General features: G+C 54.4%; 19 protein-coding genes and 1 pseudogene. All 20 read right to left on the bottom strand.

Annotation, left to right across the window (positions count from 1 at the left end):
* Window positions 1-10 precede the first annotated feature (10 nt).
* The gene (locus DK507_RS13305; RefSeq protein WP_301950676.1) at window positions 11-715 is read right to left on the bottom strand and encodes a biotin--[acetyl-CoA-carboxylase] ligase; all 705 of its coding nucleotides are present in this window, start codon (window positions 713-715) and stop codon (window positions 11-13) included.
* Window positions 716-723: 8 nt separating this feature from the next.
* Window positions 724-2,178: an NADH-quinone oxidoreductase subunit NuoN gene (gene nuoN / locus DK507_RS13300; protein ID WP_109356831.1), complete on the bottom strand. Its 1,455-nt coding sequence runs from the start codon at window positions 2,176-2,178 to the stop codon at window positions 724-726.
* Entirely contained in the window at window positions 2,178-3,728 is a 1,551-nt protein-coding gene (locus DK507_RS13295) for an NADH-quinone oxidoreductase subunit M (protein ID WP_109356830.1), read from the bottom strand. Before DK507_RS13295 ends, nuoN begins: the two co-directional genes overlap by 1 nt.
* Window positions 3,728-5,731: an NADH-quinone oxidoreductase subunit L gene (nuoL, locus tag DK507_RS13290; RefSeq protein ID WP_109356829.1), complete on the bottom strand. Its 2,004-nt coding sequence runs from the start codon at window positions 5,729-5,731 to the stop codon at window positions 3,728-3,730. The genes DK507_RS13295 and nuoL overlap by 1 nt, the downstream gene beginning before the upstream one ends.
* 4 nt (window positions 5,732-5,735) lie before the next feature.
* Window positions 5,736-6,041 (bottom strand): NADH-quinone oxidoreductase subunit NuoK, encoded by a 306-nt coding sequence (nuoK, locus tag DK507_RS13285; RefSeq protein WP_108809875.1) that lies wholly within the window; start codon window positions 6,039-6,041, stop codon window positions 5,736-5,738.
* Entirely contained in the window at window positions 6,038-6,652 is a 615-nt protein-coding gene (locus tag DK507_RS13280; RefSeq protein ID WP_109356828.1) for an NADH-quinone oxidoreductase subunit J, read from the bottom strand. The genes nuoK and DK507_RS13280 overlap by 4 nt, the downstream gene beginning before the upstream one ends.
* A 38-nt stretch (window positions 6,653-6,690) precedes the next feature.
* On the bottom strand, window positions 6,691-7,176 hold the full coding sequence (nuoI, locus tag DK507_RS13275; protein ID WP_109356827.1) for an NADH-quinone oxidoreductase subunit NuoI: 486 nt from the start codon (window positions 7,174-7,176) through the stop codon (window positions 6,691-6,693).
* On the bottom strand, window positions 7,173-8,225 hold the full coding sequence (gene nuoH / locus DK507_RS13270; protein ID WP_109356826.1) for an NADH-quinone oxidoreductase subunit NuoH: 1,053 nt from the start codon (window positions 8,223-8,225) through the stop codon (window positions 7,173-7,175). The genes nuoI and nuoH overlap by 4 nt, the downstream gene beginning before the upstream one ends.
* Window positions 8,222-10,234, bottom strand: a complete 2,013-nt coding sequence (gene nuoG / locus DK507_RS13265; RefSeq protein WP_109356825.1) for an NADH-quinone oxidoreductase subunit NuoG — start codon at window positions 10,232-10,234, stop codon at window positions 8,222-8,224. The genes nuoH and nuoG overlap by 4 nt, the downstream gene beginning before the upstream one ends.
* Window positions 10,234-10,941 carry a hypothetical protein gene (locus tag DK507_RS13260; protein WP_109356824.1) on the bottom strand — a complete coding sequence of 236 codons (708 nt, stop codon included), beginning with the start codon at window positions 10,939-10,941 and terminating at the stop codon, window positions 10,234-10,236. The genes nuoG and DK507_RS13260 overlap by 1 nt, the downstream gene beginning before the upstream one ends.
* The gene (gene nuoF / locus DK507_RS13255) at window positions 10,938-12,248 is read right to left on the bottom strand and encodes an NADH-quinone oxidoreductase subunit NuoF (protein ID WP_109356823.1); all 1,311 of its coding nucleotides are present in this window, start codon (window positions 12,246-12,248) and stop codon (window positions 10,938-10,940) included. Before nuoF ends, DK507_RS13260 begins: the two co-directional genes overlap by 4 nt.
* A gap of 93 nt (window positions 12,249-12,341) precedes the next feature.
* A complete protein-coding gene (locus DK507_RS13250; RefSeq protein WP_109356822.1) occupies window positions 12,342-13,007 on the bottom strand; it encodes an NAD(P)H-dependent oxidoreductase subunit E in 666 nt (221 codons plus the stop codon).
* The gene (locus DK507_RS13245) at window positions 13,000-13,251 is read right to left on the bottom strand and encodes a hypothetical protein (RefSeq protein WP_109356821.1); all 252 of its coding nucleotides are present in this window, start codon (window positions 13,249-13,251) and stop codon (window positions 13,000-13,002) included. The genes DK507_RS13250 and DK507_RS13245 overlap by 8 nt, the downstream gene beginning before the upstream one ends.
* Entirely contained in the window at window positions 13,244-13,426 is a 183-nt protein-coding gene (locus DK507_RS13240) for a hypothetical protein (protein ID WP_109356820.1), read from the bottom strand. The genes DK507_RS13245 and DK507_RS13240 overlap by 8 nt, the downstream gene beginning before the upstream one ends.
* Window positions 13,423-14,655: an NADH-quinone oxidoreductase subunit D gene (locus DK507_RS13235; RefSeq protein ID WP_109356819.1), complete on the bottom strand. Its 1,233-nt coding sequence runs from the start codon at window positions 14,653-14,655 to the stop codon at window positions 13,423-13,425. The genes DK507_RS13240 and DK507_RS13235 overlap by 4 nt, the downstream gene beginning before the upstream one ends.
* A gap of 44 nt (window positions 14,656-14,699) precedes the next feature.
* Window positions 14,700-15,305, bottom strand: a pseudogene (locus tag DK507_RS13230) (NADH-quinone oxidoreductase subunit C); the annotation flags it as partial.
* A gap of 1 nt (window position 15,306) precedes the next feature.
* Window positions 15,307-15,822, bottom strand: coding sequence for an NADH-quinone oxidoreductase subunit B family protein (locus DK507_RS13225; protein WP_108812719.1), 516 nt, complete (start codon window positions 15,820-15,822; stop codon window positions 15,307-15,309).
* A 41-nt stretch (window positions 15,823-15,863) separates the two neighbouring features.
* Complete coding sequence (locus tag DK507_RS13220; RefSeq protein ID WP_109356817.1) at window positions 15,864-16,238, bottom strand: NADH-quinone oxidoreductase subunit A; 375 nt, start codon at window positions 16,236-16,238, stop codon at window positions 15,864-15,866.
* Between the two features lie 105 nt (window positions 16,239-16,343).
* Entirely contained in the window at window positions 16,344-17,162 is an 819-nt protein-coding gene (locus DK507_RS13215) for an inositol monophosphatase family protein (protein WP_109356816.1), read from the bottom strand.
* A gap of 12 nt (window positions 17,163-17,174) precedes the next feature.
* Entirely contained in the window at window positions 17,175-17,735 is a 561-nt protein-coding gene (efp, locus tag DK507_RS13210; protein ID WP_109357685.1) for an elongation factor P, read from the bottom strand.
* Window positions 17,736-17,815 lie beyond the last annotated feature (80 nt).

Genomic DNA, 17,815 nt, shown 5'->3' with positions numbered 1-17,815 from the left:
ATCCTTCCTTTTAGCCGACATCAACATCACCGGCATGTATCTCGATAAGCGCTCCGTCGGCCTTTCTCAAGCGCAGCGCTCCCTGATCGGACAAGCCTGCATATTCGCCTTCCACACGCCCGCCCTTTTCATCACTTGTTGAGAAGCGCGTTCCCAAAGGATGCGCTCGTTCTTGCCATGCTGTAAGAATTGCGGGCAAACCTGATTGTCTCCATTCGTTCACAGCATCAGCAAAATATTGCGCCAGCGTCTCCAGAAAGCTTGCGGCCGTCAGACCAGCCTCGGCTCCTTCTTTGTGGAGGCTCGTAACAATACGCCCTTCGACCTGTGGAGCGACTGCGATGTTCACGCCTATGCCAACAACGACAGCCTCACCCGACCGTTCCAGCAAAATACCGCATATCTTATGACCAGACACCAGTATGTCGTTGGGCCATTTCAGCCTGATATCGTCGTGCGGTACGTGAGCGCTGATCGCCTTGTGCACCGCCACAGCGGCGACAAACGACAAGGTTGATGGTTGAGGATCTTCGGCACGGCACACAACCATGGTGCTGCAATAGAGATTGCCTTCCGGGCTTTCCCATTTGCGGCCGAGACGTCCAATTCCGCCACTTTGTTTTTCCGCGCGAAGCCAGAAACCTTCATCAGCACCATTCAAGGCGCGTGCCTTCATATCCGCATTGGTCGATGCGGTCTCGGCTACTGTTTCTATATGAAAGGTCAGAATAAAGCCTGAGCCGCCGTTGCTGTAACCGGTGCCAGCAGCGGAATGGTGAGATATCCCAAAGGCGACACAGCCAGAGCCATCAATCCGATCAATCCATTCTCGGTCTTGTGGCCTGTTTTGGCAATCTGACCGGCTGGATCATCGAAATAGATGATTTTGACGACCTTGATGTAGTAGAAAGCACCGATCACCGATGCCGCAATACCGATTACCGCCAGCGGCAACATGCCCGCTGCAACGGCTGCATCAAAGACCAGGAACTTGCCCCAGAAGCCGAATAGTGGCGGAATGCCGGCTAGCGAGAACATGAACACGGCAAAAGCAGCGGCCAGTCCCGGTCGTGTTTGTGACAGGCCGGCAAGGCTGGATAATGATTCCAATGGTTTGCCTTCCGCGTCACGCATTTCCATGACGCAGATGAAGCTACCAAGTGTCATCGCGACGTAGATGATCAGATAGAAGAGCATCGCAGAGATACCCTGAGCCGTACCTGCAGCCAGACCAATAAGCAGGAAACCGACATTATTGATCGAGCTATAGGCAAGCAGGCGTTTGATATTCTGCTGACCAATGGCCGCGACTGCGCCGAGCACAATGGACGCGAGTGCGACAAAGACAATGATCTGCTGCCACGTCGATGTCTGGCTGCCAAAGGCGTCAATAATCACCCGAACCGTCAGTGCGATGGCCGCTACTTTGGGTGCGCTGGCGAAAAAGGCGGTTACCGGTGTCGGAGCGCCCTCGTAAACATCCGGCGTCCACATATGGAACGGGACGGCACTGATCTTGAACGCCAGACCCGCCAGCACCAGAACGACGCCGATGAGCGGTCCGGTCGACAGATCGCCAGTCAACGTATCCGCGATAACCGAAAAATTGGTCGATCCGGCAAAACCGTAAACCAGTGAAATGCCGAACAGCAGCATGCCGCTGGCCAGTGATCCCAGTACGAAATATTTCAAACCGGCTTCAGAGGACCGGACGTCATTGCGGATGATACTTGCCAAAACATAAGCGGACAGGCTGTTAAGCTCGAGTCCGATGTAGAGTGTCAACATATCCACGGCCGATACCATCATGCCCATCCCGACGGTCGCGAACAGGATCAGAACCGGATATTCGGGCCGATAGATACCGCTATCTTTAAAGAAACGCGGCGCGATGATCAGCGAGACAATCGCTGCAAAGTAGATCAATAACTTCGAAAAACTGCCAAACCCGTCCATCCGATAGAGCCCGTAAAACGCATCACCGCCAAATTCAAAGGATGGATTGGTCAGGAATTCGAGCGCGTAGGCCGAAGAACCAAATAGCGCGGCAACCGCCAATATGCTGATGAGCCGCGCCGACTTGACGCCGCCCCACGCAGCGACAAGCAGCAATATCATGCCGCTCACCGACAAAATGATCTCGGGCAGCGTGAAAATCAGTGAAAGTTTGTGATCCATCAGTGCGACTCCCCGTGGCCGGCTTCGGCTTCATGGCCCTTGGGTACCGCGGTTGCTTGCCCCATTTTCAAATGCGCATCCCCTTCTGGCGCTGCGCGGTCAATACGGGCGACAAGCGTCCCGACATCCCCGCGAATTGGCGCCATGAAGCTCTCCGGATAAACGCCCATCCACATAACCACCGCAGCGATCGGTGCGAGTAAGGCCATCTCACGAGCGGACAGGTCCGGCATCGCCTTGACGTCCTCATGAACGAGTTCGCCAAAGGCCACGCGGCGATAAAGATACAGCATATAACCGGCGCCTAGAATGATGCCCGTTGTTGCCACCAACGTGACCCAGCTATTCACTTTATAGAGCCCTACAAGCGACAGGAATTCACCTACAAACCCGCTGGTTCCGGGCAGACCGATGGATGCCATTGTGAACAGCATGAACAATAGCGCATATTTCGGCATGTTGATCGAAAGGCCGCCATAGCGGTCGATTTCCCTCGTGTGCAGACGATCATAGATCACGCCAACACACAGGAAGAGCGCGCCGGACACCAGACCATGGCTCAGCATAACGATGATTGCGCCTTCAATACCCTGACGGTTGAAAGCGAAAAGCCCCAGTGTCACGATCGCCATATGGGCCACTGATGAATAGGCGATCAGCTTCTTCATGTCCTGCTGCACCAAAGCGACGAGCGAGGTGTAGACGACTGCCACCATAGACAGCGCGAAGACCAACCAGATAAATTGCTCTGATGCTTCCGGGAACATCGGTAGTGAGAAACGCAGGAAGCCATAACCACCCATTTTCAGCAACACGCCCGCCAATATCACAGAGCCTGCAGTCGGCGCCTGAACGTGCGCATCGGGCAGCCAGGTATGAACCGGCCACATCGGCATCTTCACCGCAAAGCTGGCAAAGAAGGCCAGCCAGAGCCATGTCTGGGCCTCAGGCGCAAAGTCATAATTCAGCAGCGTCGGAATATCGCTGGTACCGGCATCCTGAACCATCCACAGCATGGCGATCAGCATCACAACGGAGCCAAGCAACGTGTAAAGGAAAAATTTGTAACTCGCGTAAATCCGGTTTGCGCCGCCCCAGATTCCGATGATCAGATACATCGGGATCAGGCCAGCCTCGAACAGGATGTAGAACAGGAAGATATCCTGCGCCGCAAACACGCCTATCATCAGCACTTCCATGAACAGGAAGGCCGCCATATATTCGCCAACGCGTTCCTTGATCGACTCCCAGCTCGCGCCGATACATATCGGCATCAGGAACACGGTCAGCATGATCAGCATCATCGAAATGCCGTCTATGCCCAATGCCCAGGCGAAATTGCCAAACAGCTCAACCCGCTCGACATATTGCCATTGCGGACCGCCAATATCATAATTGACCCACAGGACGATACCAAGCGCAAATAGCGTCAGGGTCGTGACAAGCGCCAGCAACCGCGCCGCTTGCGCATTCAGGAACAGACAGATGATCGCCGCCAGCATCGGCAAGCCCAACATCAGCGACAGGATCGGGAAATCAAGCTGGTTCATCAGTTTGCTCCCCGCACGATAAGCCACGTCACCGCAGCCGCCAATCCAAGCAGCATGACCAGCGCATAGCTATAGAGATATCCGGTCTGGAATTTCTTCGCGACTCCCGCACCGCTAGCCACTACTGCCGCGACGCCATTCGGGCCAAAGCGATCAATCGTACCTTCGTCGCCGGTTTTCCAGAACAGCCGTCCAAACCAGAAAGCAGGACGTACAAAGAGCAGGTCATACAATTCGTCAAAATACCATTTGTTGAAGAAGAAATTATAGACCGGCTGAAAGGTCGCGGCCAGACGCGCTGGACGATCTTTGCCGCGGAAATACATCAGATAGGCCGTCGTCAGACCGATGAGCATCGCGACTGTCGAAGCGAGTTTTACCCACAGCGGTACCTCGTGAATTTCATGCATCAAATGGCGATCAAACGCCAGACTACCTGCCCAGAAGCGGAAGCCCTCGGTCGCATCGATAAACTGATTGTGGAACAGAAAGCCTGCCGCAATCGCACCAAAGCCGAGAACACCCAATGGGATCAACATAGAGAATGGGCTTTCATGCGGATGATAACCGCCGGTGGAGTCTTCTGCCGTTTCAGGTGTCTTGTGAACGCTATGCTGAATATGCTCGGACTGGATCCAGCGCGGCGTGCCCCAGAAGGTCAGGAACATCAGGCGCCAGCTGTAAAAACTGGTCAGCAACGCCGCGAGAACGCCAATAGCAAAGGCAAACTGGCCGGTACTTGAACCACTCGCAAAAGCAGCCTCGATAATCGCGTCTTTCGAATAGAAACCGGCAAAACCGCCGAGACCGACAATACCAACACCGGTAATCGCCAGCGTCCCGGCCATCATCGCCCAGAATGTAATCGGGATTTCTTTCCGCAAGCCGCCATAATAACGCATGTCCTGTTCGTGGTGCATTGCATGGATTACCGAACCGGCACCAAGGAACAACAGTGCCTTAAAGAAAGCGTGCGTAAACAGGTGGAACATCGCCGCACTATAGGCACCAACACCGGCAGCAAAGAACATATAACCGAGCTGTGAACAGGTCGAATAGGCAATCACACGCTTGATATCATGCTGGACCAAACCGACCGTCGCCGCAAAAATCGCCGTGCACGCACCAACCACCGTTACAACCGCCAAAGCCACTTCGCTGGTTTCAAACATGGGCGAAAGACGGCAGACCATGAACACACCCGCAGTAACCATCGTTGCCGCGTGGATAAGCGCGGACACTGGTGTCGGCCCTTCCATCGCGTCGGGGAGCCAGGTGTGCAGTCCCAATTGCGCAGACTTGCCCATCGCACCGATAAACAGCAACAGACACAATATGGTCATCGTATCAAGTCGCATGCCCGCAAATGTAATTGTCGATCCTGCCATCGCAGGCGCCGCTTCCAGAATTTCCGGAATCGATACAGTGCCAAATACGAGGAAGGTACCGAAGATACCCAGCATGAAACCAAGGTCACCGACCCGGTTGACAACAAAGGCTTTGATCGCGGCGGCACTGGCTGTCGGTTTCTTGAACCAGAAACCGATCAGCAAGTAAGAGGCTAGCCCCACACCTTCCCAGCCAAAGAACATCTGCACCAGATTGTCGGCCGTAACCAGCATCAACATGGCGAAAGTAAACAGCGACAAATAAGCGAAAAAGCGCGGTTGATCGGGGTCTTCGTCCATATAGCCCCAGCTATAGAGGTGAACGAGAGCCGAAACCGTGGTCACAACAACCAGCATGACGGCGGTCAGCGCATCAACCCGCAAAGACCATTCAAAATTGAGATCGCCCGACTGCACCCAAGTCAGCACGGGCACAACTTCGGCGGCCCGGGACAGAAGGACATAGTCGATAAAGATCGGCCAGCTCAGCGCGCAAGACACGAACAGAGCGGCGGTGGTCACGAATTTCGCCGGAACATTGCCAATCACCCGATTGCCAAAGCCTGCGACGATTGCTGCCAGCAAGGGCAGGAAAACGATAAGCTGGATCGTCAAGTCCTTAACCCTTCATCCGGTTGACATCATCAACGGCAATCGTGCCGCGCTGACGGAAGTAAATAACCAATATCGCAAGACCGATAGCCGCTTCACCCGCAGCGACCGTAAGCACAAACATCGCAAATATCTGCCCGGTCATGTCACCCAGAAAGGCGCTGAACGCGACCAGGTTCAGGTTGACCGAGAGCAAAATCAATTCGATCGCCATCAGGATGATGATGATATTCTTGCGGTTCAGAAAGATGCCCAGCATGCCCATCACAAACAGGATGGAACTGACCACCAGATAATGTTCAATGCCGATCATAGTTCGACCCCCTTGCCGACTTCTGGCTGCTCGTTGCGTGTTGCGTCTTGCGGACGCCTTGCGACCTGCTCCTGAATATTCTGGATCCTGACACCGCCGCGTTTGCGGTTGGTCAGAACAATCGCACCGACCATAGCGACCAGCAGAACAAGACCCGCAGCTTCAAATATAAACACATATTTGGTGTAAAGCAGCGTGCCCAAAGCTTCGATATTGGAAGGTCCGCCTGCCGGAGGTCCAACAACAGCCGTTGCTTCGCCCATCCCGCCAGCACTCCATGCTCCGATACCAAATATGATTTCTGCCAGTAATACGAGAGCCAGCAACAGCCCTAAAGGCAGGTTTTTCATGAAACCGGCTCGCAACTCGGCAAAATCAATATCGAGCATCATCACGACAAACAGGAACAAAACCGCCACCGCGCCGACATATACAATGACCAGCAGGGCCGCGATAAACTCGGCACCTACCAGCAGCATCAGGCCGGCAGCATTGAAAAACGCCAAAATCAGCCACAAAACGCTATGCACGGGATTACGCGCAAAGATGCAGAACGCACCACTGGCGATGACGATGGATGCGAATAGATAGAAAGCAAATATTTGCATTATAACGGTTTCCGTAACCCCCTTAGAATCCTGTCAGCGCCTTAACGATAGGGCGCGTCGGCGGCAAGGTTGGATGCGATGGCTCGCTCCCATTTGTCACCATTTTCAAGCAGTTTTGCCTTGTCGTAGATAAGTTCTTCACGTGTCTCGGTCGAATATTCGAAATTCGGTCCTTCAACCACGGCATCAACCGGACAGGCCTCCTGACAGAAGCCGCAGTAAATACACTTGGTCATATCGATATCATAGCGCGTTGTGCGGCGGCTGCCATCCTCGCGCGGTTCCGCCTCGATGGTAATCGCCTGTGCCGGACAAACCGCTTCGCACAGCTTGCAGGCAATGCAGCGCTCTTCCCCATTGGGATAGCGGCGCAGCACATGCTCGCCCCGGAACCGCGGCGAAATCGGGTTCTTCTCGTAGGGATAGTTGATCGTCTTTTTCTTTTTGAAGAAATATTTCAGCGTCAAAGCATGCGCCAAAACGATCTCGTACAGAGAGAAGGCTTTTATGACTTGTGATATTCTCATAGCGGCCATCCAAATTTATCAATCATTACATATCCGCTGACCAAGAATACCCAGAATATGCTGATCGGCAGGAACACTTTCCAACCCAGACGCATGAGTTGATCATAGCGATAGCGCGGAACCGTGGCCCAGGCCCAGCTGAAGATGAAGAAGATCATGAACATCTTCAAGAACAGCCAGATGATCCCCGGCACAGCATAAAGCGGTTCCCAGTCAACTGGTGGCAGCCATCCGCCCCAGAAAAGAATGACGTTGAGCGCACACATCAGCAAGATATTGGCATATTCCCCGAGCCAGAACAGCGCGAAAGACATGGACGAATATTCGGTCTGATAGCCGGCGACCAGCTCACTCTCCGCTTCGGTAAGGTCGAAAGGCGCGCGCGCCGTCTCTGCCATTGAACTGATCAGGAACATCACCGCCATCGGAAAGAGCAACGGATTGAGGCCATATGCGCTGACGGCGCCAAAGATATGGCCTTCCTGCGCTTTGATAATCTCGTTGAGATTGAATGTGCCGGCAAACAGCACGACCGAAATCAGGATGAACCCGATGGAGACTTCATAAGAAATCATCTGCGCCGCCGCACGCATGGCCGAGAAAAACGGATATTTGGAGTTACTCGCCCAACCGGAGATCACTACACCATAGACACCAAGCGAACTGATCGCGAGAATGTAAAGCACACCGATATTGATGTTCGCGAGGACCATTTCCTCGCTGAATGGAATGACCGCCCAGGCCAGCAAAGCCACGGTAAAGGTAATAATCGGCGCCAGCAGGAACAGGCCTTTATTGGCTCCAGACGGAATGATCGTTTCCTGAAGGAATACCTTCAAACCATCGGCAAAACTCTGCAACAGACCGAATGGCCCGACCACATTGGGGCCGCGGCGCAAAGCCACGGCCGCAATAATCTTGCGATCAACATAGATGATCATCGCCACGGCCAGCATCAGCGGCAGCGCGATCAGCAGGATCAGCGCGAGTGTGGCAACAAGCCAGCCAAGCTCAGGGCCAAGGAAAGTCGATTGGAGATATTCGGTCATTCCGCAGCCTCCAGCATATCGTCACCATGAAGCAATTCTGCCGAACAACGCTGCATCGTCGCGCTGGCCCGGGCGATGCTGTTGGTCAGGTAGAAATCCTTGATCGGATGGACGCCCTGCCCTGTCGGTTTATCGGGCAATCCGGATGGCGGTGCCCAATCAAAGGACACCAGGCCTTCTTCCGCCATTTCCGGATGATCCTTGAACATCTTGCCGCGCAGCTCTTCAAAGCTGTCAAACGGCAGCGTCTTGCCCATCACGTCGGACAGAGCCCGCAAAATGCTCCAGTCTTCGCGTGCGTCGCCGGGAGCGAAAATCGCTTTGTTGGAGCGCTGCACGCGACCTTCGAGATTCACGTAAGTTCCATTTTTCTCGGTATAGGCAGCCGCTGGCAGGATCACGTCTGCCGCATGCGCACCCGCGTCACCATGATGTCCGATATAGACTTTAAAGCTCTTATCAAACGCCGCATAATCCATCTCGTCCGCGCCGAGCGAAAAGAGCAGTTTGGGCTTCTTCCCTGCAATGGCCTTGATCCCGCCATCATAGGCATAGCCGAGCATCAACCCGCCCGTGCGCGAAGCACCGATATGCAGCACATTGAAACCATTCCAGTCATCCCGGACCAGCTTGTATTTTGCTGCCAGTTTCAATGCTGCGCCATGTGCACCTTCGACGCTCAATGCACCGCCACCCAGTATAAGCGCTGGTTTTTCGGCATTTTTCAAGGCATCAGCCGCTGCTTTGGGAAGCTTGGCCAGCAAGCTCATATCATCACCCAGCCACTCAACCGGATAGGTTTGATCCGCTTCCGGACCGATACCAAAGACTTTCGCGCCGCCTTTACGGACAGCCTTGCGGATACGCGTGTTGACCAGCGATGCTTCCCAGCGCGGGTTGGTCGAGACCAGCACGATCACATCGGCTTCTTCAATGCCAGTTATGGTCGTGTTGAAATTGACTGACGCCAGATTGGACACATCATAAGACAAGCCGGTCTGACGCCCTTCGAGCATATCGGACCGCATGGATTTCAGCAGCCGCTTGGTCGCATACATCGTTTCGCAATCAACCAGATCACCGGCGATGGCCGCAACCGAACTGCCTGCTTTTACTGCCGCAATGGCTTCAAAGGCTTCGTTCCAGCTGGCCGGAACCAATTTGCCATTCTGCCGAATATAAGGCTGGTCGAGACGGCGTTTCATCAGGCCATCAATCGCATGACGGGTCTTGTCGGTTGCCCATTCCTCATTCACATCATCATTGACGCGAGGCAGAGCGCGCAGCACTTCGCGGCCGCGGCTATCGATGCGGATATTGGTGCCGACGCCGTCCATGACGTCAATGCCCATGGTCTTGGTCAGCTCCCAAGGGCGAGCCTCAAACGCATAAGGCTTGCTGGTAAGCGCACCAACCGGACATAGGTCAACGACATTGCCGCTCAATTCGCTATGCACGGCGCCTTCAAGATAGGATGTGATCTCCATCCCCTCGCCGCGTCCAATCGCACCGATTTCTTCTACGCCAGCTACTTCTTCGGCAAAGCGGACACAGCGGGTGCAATGGATACAGCGGGTCATGATCGTCTTGACCACCGGCCCCATATATTTCTCGGTAACGGCGCGCTTATTCTCGTCATAGCGCGAGCCGCCCTTGCCATAAGCCATGGCCTGATCCTGCAGATCGCACTCGCCGCCCTGATCGCAAATCGGGCAATCCAGCGGATGGTTGATGAGCAGAAATTCCATCACCCCTTCACGCGCTTTTTTGACCATTTCGCTGTCGGTACGGATTTCCTGACCATCAGCAGCGGGCAGTGCGCAACTCGCCTGCGGTTTGGGTGGTCCAGGCTTCACCTCAACCAGACACATTCGACAATTGCCTGCGATGCTCAGGCGCTCATGATAGCAGAAGCGCGGAATTTCCTTACCGGCAAGCTCGGCGGCCTGCAGCACGGTTGCGCCCTGTGGAACCTCGAGTTCGACGCCATCTACGGTGACTTTAGGCATTAGCTTTCAGCCCCTGTTTCTTCTTTAATTGGAACGGCTTGGGCAGCAACATACCGCATTTCTATGTCATAAGCAGCTTCCGCCATAAGCCCGCGCAACGACATGGCCGTGAACTTGACCTGGTCACCGTTTTCGACCGGCAAGCATGCCCCCATATATGGTTGAAGTTGACCAAAAATCGCCGTTTCCTGTTTGCCAGTGGGTTTGCTCGCAAACAGATTAAATGCCAAAGCCGTTTGCGTGCGCACCACGCATTCCGCAAAGGCGCGAATCATAAATTGCGCCCGCTCCGATTTCGTTCCCAACGCATCAAATGCCGTTTTGGTATATGTCGTCGGCATTGAGCCATAAGCCGGCACTGGTTGCTTCTTATATTTTTGATTCAGATATGCTGCTGCTAACGATCCGCGAAATAACTCCGCCTGAAAACGCATCTGTGATCCATTAGGCAGACAACTGCGATATTTCTTTGTGAAAGCGGTGACGTGCTCATCCATTTTTTCGTCCCACTCGCGATTCTCCAACAACACGCGTGCGCCGTCCATGCTTCGCTTCGCAGAACAGTTGGAAAAGCGCCAAAACTCGCGTGCCGCTGCTTCTGGCGAAACAGATGTACGATCATCCGGGAGGTGCGACCCAGTCTTGGCTTGCGCTGGTAACGCGGCAAGCAAAGGTGTAACCAATACTATGGCAACAAAGGACTTCACTCCGCCGCCTCCATCACCGGTTCTGCACCGGCATTTTCGCGAATACGCCGCTCCAGCTCTGGTCGGAAATGGCGGATCAGGCCCTGAATTGGCCAGGCCGCCGCATCACCGAGCGCGCAAATGGTATGGCCTTCGACCTGTTTCGTGACTTCGTGCAGCGTATCGATTTCCTCGATCGTCGCATCGCCGTCGCGCAGGCGTTCCATAACGCGCCACATCCAGCCCGTGCCTTCGCGGCACGGCGTGCACTGGCCGCAACTTTCATGTTTGTAGAAATAGCTCAGCCGTGAAATCGCGCGGACGATATCGGTGCTCTTGTCCATCACGATGACCGCTGCGGTGCCCAGACCGGATTTGAGCGCGCTCAAGCCGTCAAAATCCATCGGCGCATCCATTATCTCGTGGGCCGGCACCAGTGGCACCGATGACCCGCCGGGAATCACCGCCAGCAGATTGTCCCACCCGCCAGTAATGCCGCCGCAATGCTTCTCGATCATATCCTTGAACGGGATCGACATGGCTTCTTCGAAGACAGCGGGCTTTTCGACATGGCCGGAAACCTGAAACAGTTTCGTGCCGTGGTTATTTTCGCGTCCGAAGCTCGCAAACCAGCTCGCTCCGCGTCTCAAGATAGTCGGAACAACCGCGATGGATTCCACATTATTCACCGTTGTCGGGCAGCCATAAAGCCCTGCCCCGGCAGGAAATGGCGGCTTCAGGCGCGGCTGGCCTTTTTTGCCCTCGAGGCTTTCGATCATTGCGGTTTCTTCACCGCAAATATAGGCGCCCGCGCCGCGATGGACGAAGACGTCGAAGTCATAGCCGGATTTGGCCGCGTTCTTGCCAATCAGCCCAGCGTCATAGGCTTCCTTGACGGCCGCTTCCATGACCTTGGCTTCGGCAATATATTCGCCGCGTATATATATGTACGCCGCCCGCGCGCGCATGGCGAAACCGGCAATCAGTGCGCCTTCGATCAGCTTGTGCGGATCATTGCGCAGGATTTCGCGGTCTTTGCAGCTGCCGGGTTCGGACTCATCGGCATTGATGACCAGAAAGCTTGGCCGACCGTCGGGTGACTCTTTCGGCATGAAGGACCATTTCAGACCGGTCGGAAAACCCGCACCGCCGCGACCGCGCAGGCCGCTTGCCTTCATCTCTTCGATAATCTTGTCATTACCGCGCTTGATAATATCGGCCGTATTGTCCCAATCGCCGCGCTTCTGCGCAGCTTTCAAATCCCATGACTGAAAGCCATAGACGTTGGTGAATATCCGGTCCTTGTCCTGGAGAAAGTCAAAAGCCATTATTTCTTACTCCTGCGGCCCCAGAGGCCACCTGCAACCGCAATCGCCACAACCGCCAGCGCAACCCATCCTGCATATCCGTCGAGCAGCATCCTACCACTCCTTCCGGTAATCGTGATTGGCCTTGACCATATCTTTCAGAATAACCGGACCGCCTTTTGGTTCACTGGTCTTGCGACCAATTTGTGAACCGACCGAAATTTCTTTGCCGTCGGCCAGATCTTCCAAAATACGCGTCATGATATCGTAGTCGAGATCTTCGTAATTATCGTCGTTAATCTGGACCATCGGCGCGTTGGAGCAATTGCCCATGCACTCGACTTCGGTCAGCGTGAACAGGCCATCCGGTGTCGTCTTGCCCTTGGCCATGCCTTTATTCTTGCAGGCCGCCATAACGTCGTCACTGCCCCGCAGCATACATGGTGTCGTGCCACAGACCTGCACATGGAAACGGCCGACAGGTGCCAAATTATACATGGTGTAGAAGGTCGCGACTTCATAAGCGCGCATATAGGGCATGTCCAAATAAGCTGCGACATATTCGATCACCGGAACCGGTAGCCAGCCCTGTGTTTCGGTATCCGCGCCAACCTGACGCTGGGCCAGATCGAGCAAGGCCATAACCGCAGATTTCTGGCGACCTTCCGGATATTTCGCGATCTGCCATTTGGCGAGTTTTTCATTCGCCGGCGTGAATTTGAAATCGCCCCACTTGGCGCGCACTTCAAGTTCATCAGGTATGTTTGGAGCTTCAGCCATCTACATCACTTTTGTTTCGCGTATCAAAACGCGCTTCCCCGATTTCGTCCCAATGCTTTGAGAAATATATGTTGAGCCAGAAACCACCGACAACCAGACCCACCATCATGGTCAGCAAGATGATGTTCCAGATCATATTTTCAGGCCGCCACAATTCCCAAAGCAGCATGATCGCCACAATCACAAAGACCGTTGCACCGCCGCCGAGCCGCCATCTTTTCGATGTGTCGGGAGCGTCAGCCATGGTGCAATCTCCGTTCGAGATAACGCCCGGCATATAGTCCAACAACCGCCGCGAAGGCGGTCGAAAGCGTTTCCTTAAGGCTCACCTCTCCGTGAAACGCCATAAGATAACCCGCCACCAGCGAAGCGAAGCCAGCGAAAGCGGCAATAAAAATGATGATCTCGCGACCGATCACCGGTCACACTCCCCGAACACGACATCCATCGCGCCCAATATAGCGGTGGCGTCAGGCAGCATATGGCCCTTGGTCATGAAATCCATTGCCTGCAAATGCGAGAAGGCGGTTGGCCTGATCTTGCAGCGATAGGGCTTGTTGCTGCCATCGCTGACCAGATAGACACCAAACTCGCCCTTCGGGCTTTCGGTCGCGACATAGACCTCGCCAGCAGGAACGTGGAAGCCTTCGGTATAAAGCTTGAAGTGATGGATCAAGGCTTCCATCGATTGCTTCATCTCGCCGCGTTTGGGCGGGACCACCTTGCGGTCGCTGCTTGCGACAGGACCGTCCGGCATTTCATTCAGGCACTGGCGCATGATCCGTGCAGACTGGCGTACTTCCTCAACCCGGACCATGAACCGGTCATAGCAATCGCCACGCGTTCCCACCGGTACGTCAAATTCCATGCGGTCATAAACGTCATAAGGCTGCGACTTGCGGAGATCCCAGGCGATGCCGCTGCCGCGGATCATCGGGCCGGAAAAGCCCCAGCGCACCGCGTCGTCCTTGGACACGGTGGCAATATCGACATTGCGCTGTTTAAAAATACGGTTGTCGATGACGAGGCTCATCGCGTCTTCAAAGAAAGACGGGAACTCGTCCAGCCAGTCGGCAATGTCGGTGAGCAGTTTCAGCGGTACATCCTGATGCACGCCGCCGGGCCGGAACCAGGCACTGTGCATACGCGCGCCGCTGGCACGTTCAAAAAAGGCGAGACATTGCTCACGAATTTCGAATACCCAGATATTGGGTGTCATCGCCCCTACATCCATCACATGCGCACCGATGTTGAGCATATGGTTACAGATGCGTGTCAGTTCCGCGAACAAAACTCTCAGATATTGACCGCGCAAAGGCACTTCGATGTCGAGCAGCTTCTCGATCGCCAGCACATAGCTATATTCCATCGCCAGCGGAGAGCAGTAATCCAGCCGGTCAAAATAAGGCAAAGCCTGCAAATAGGTTTTATGCTCGATCAGCTTTTCGGTGCCGCGGTGGAGCAGGCCGACATGGGGATCGACCCGTTCGACAACCTCGCCGTCAAGCTCCATCACCAGCCGCAAAACGCCGTGCGCCGCGGGATGCTGAGGACCAAAGTTGATCGTGTAATTCTGGATTTCCAGATCACCAACCGTGGGATCAGCCTCGTCTGCAATACCATCCATTTCGTCGAGATAGTCAGCCATTATTCCTTGGCCCCCTTATCATCACCATCTTCAGACTTTTCATCGCTTTTTTCATCACCGGGCAGGATGTAATCCGCACCTTCCCAGGGCGACATGAAGTCGAAGCTGCGGAAATCCTGTGCCAGCTTTACCGGCTCGTAAACCACACGCTTGGCTTCTTCGGAATAGCGCATCTCGACATAGCCAGTCAGCGGGAAATCCTTGCGGAACGGATGGCCCTGAAAGCCATAGTCGGTCAGGATCCGACGCAGGTCCGTATTACCGTCGAACAGCACGCCGTAAAGGTCAAACACTTCACGTTCGAGCCAGCCAGCCACTTCCCAGATATGGGTTACTGTTGGCACTGGCATGTCTTCGTCGGTTGTAACTTTCACCCGGACACGATGGTTCTTGGTCAGGCTGAGCAGATGATAGCAGACCTCGAAACGCTCGGGGCGATCCGGATAGTCAACACCGGCAATTTCGACAAGCTGTTGATATTCATGCTTGGTCCGCAATTTTTCCATCACATCGGGCAGCTTCTTGCGGTCAACGGTGAAGCTGATTTCATCATAGGCTTCGACCGTATCAAGCACAGCCGCGCCCAAGGATTTCGCGAGAGCGGCAGCAACGCCTTCGTTGCTGGACATGGTTGGGGCCCCGTTTGCCATATTAACGCTCTAATGTCCCGATGCGGCGAATTTTCCGCTGCAATTGCATCACGCCGTAAAGCAGCGCTTCCGCCGTTGGCGGGCATCCCGGCACGTAAATATCAACCGGCACGATCCGGTCACAGCCGCGCACCACAGAATAGCTGTAATGATAATAGCCGCCGCCATTGGCACAGCTGCCCATGGAAATCACATATTTGGGCTCCGACATCTGGTCATAAACCTTGCGCAGCGCCGGTGCCATCTTGTTGCAAAGTGTACCGGCCACGATCATCACATCAGACTGGCGCGGACTGGCACGCGGTGCGGCGCCAAAACGTTCCATGTCATAACGCGGCATGTTGACGTGGATCATCTCTACCGCACAACAGGCGAGACCAAAGGTCATCCACCAGAGCGAACCGGTGCGCGCCCATTGGAACAGGTCTTCAGTGGACGTGACAAGAAAACCCTTGTCATTCACCTCTGAATTCAGGTCTTTGAAAAATGCCTCATCCGGCTGCGTATTTGGGGCCATTGGCGTACCATCAGCATTCAGAATAACGTTGCTGCCAGTTTCTACTCCCAATCGAGCGCTCCCATTTTCCATTCGTAAATAAAGCCGACCGTCAGGATGAACAGGAAGATCATCATCGATGACCAGCCGGTCCAGCCAATCTGGTCGAGTGATACCGCCCAGGGGAACAGGAATGCTGCTTCCAGATCAAAAATGATAAACAGGATGGCGACGAGATAAAAGCGCACATCAAACTGGCTGCGTGAATCTTCAAAGGCAGGAAAACCGCATTCATATTCGGACAGTTTTTCAGGATCCGGACTATGCGTGCCCGTTAGTCGGGACACCCCCATGGGCAGAAAAACAAACAGGGCAGAAAGGCCAAGAGCCACTGCAAGAAAAAGCAGTATTGGCGCATATTCGGTTAGATCGACCACAAAAGACTCGTTTCTCTAAAATTCAGGGCCGCTTTTAGGGATAGGCTCACCAAGCTGCAAGGGCCAAATGGCTCGAATTGGCGCTATCTATTGCTGTTTACATTGTTACAGCAGCGACCTCGCCAGAATTTTGTGCAACTTGCTGTGCAGTGCCTCGTTCGCGGCCAATATTTCACGCTGCCCGATCGGTTGGTCGCCGCCGGTATAATCGCTCACGAAACCGCCGGCTTCACGGACCATCAATATGCCCGCCGCGACATCCCAAACCTGCAGGTCGGCTTCCCAGAAACCGTCATAACGGCCAGCAGCCAACCAGGCGAGATCGAGCGAAGCTGCACCATTGCGGCGGATACCCGCCACTTGCGGTGCAATGGAACCGAAAATGCGCGACCATTCGGCCAAGTCGCCATGCCCCTTGAAAGGAATGCCCGTGGCGATCAGCGCCTCGGACAGGTCACGCCGAGCCGAAACCCGCAAGCGCTTGTCACCGAGATAGGCCCCCTTGTCCATTTCCGCCCACCATGTCTGGTCGGAAACCGGCTCGTAAATCAGACCGCTGGTAATCTTGCCCCAGCCCTGTCCATCATAGGACCGTTCTTGCACAGCGATGGAAATCGCAAAATGCGGTATGCCGTGAAGGAAGTTGCTGGTGCCGTCGAGTGGATCAACAATCCAGCGCGGTTTGCCTTCTTCAGCTTCAATCATGCCGCCTTCTTCAAGCACAAAGCCCCAGCCCGGGCGCACCTTCATCAGCTCATCATAGAGAATGCGTTCGGATCGCATATCGGCTTTGGATACAAAATCAGCCGGGCCTTTTTTGGACACCTGAAGATGCTCTACTTCACCAAAATCGCGGCGCAGGCGTGATCCCGCCTTGCGCGCGGCGCGTTCCATGACGGTTATAAGGGCGGAATGTGCTGGCATGTAATCCTCTTGCTATGCCTTGCCGACATATTCGCGGGCATAGACATCAACAATGATCCGCGTCCCGGCCGAGATAAATGGCGGAACCATGACACGTACGCCATTGTCGAGAACCGCAGGTTTGTAGCTCGACGAAGCGGTCTGGCCTTTGACCACCGCATCGGCCTCCACAATTTCGGCTTCAATCTGGTCCGGCAACTGCACGGAAATCGGTTTCTCTTCGTAAAGCTCAAGCTGAACATCCATACCGTCCTGCAAAAACTCAACCGCATCACCAAGCAAATCTGCAGGTAATGTAATCTGCTCGTAATTTTCCTTGTCCATGAAAGTCAGCATATCATCATCGGCAAAAAGATACTGAAACGTCTTGGTATCCAGCCGAACCTTCTCGACTGTATCAGCGCTGCGAAAACGGACATTGGTCTTGCGGCCATCCACCAGGTTCTTCATTTCCACCTGCATATATGCACCGCCTTTGCCGGGCTGGGTGTGCTGAATCTTCGCGACCTTCCACAGGCCGTTTTCATAGTCCAATATATTGCCGGGACGGATATCTACACCGCTGATCTTCATGGAACGTCTCGCTTTCGGAAATCTTGTGTTGCGGCCCTCTATAACGGCGAACGAAGATAGGCAAGCATAGCGAAGACCGG

The sequence above is a fragment of the Sphingorhabdus sp. EL138 genome, assembly GCF_900258045.1.
Lineage (GTDB): Bacteria > Pseudomonadota > Alphaproteobacteria > Sphingomonadales > Sphingomonadaceae > Parasphingorhabdus.
The sequence above is the reverse complement of the archived record's forward strand: the minus strand, read 5'-3'. Positions and strand labels throughout refer to the sequence as shown.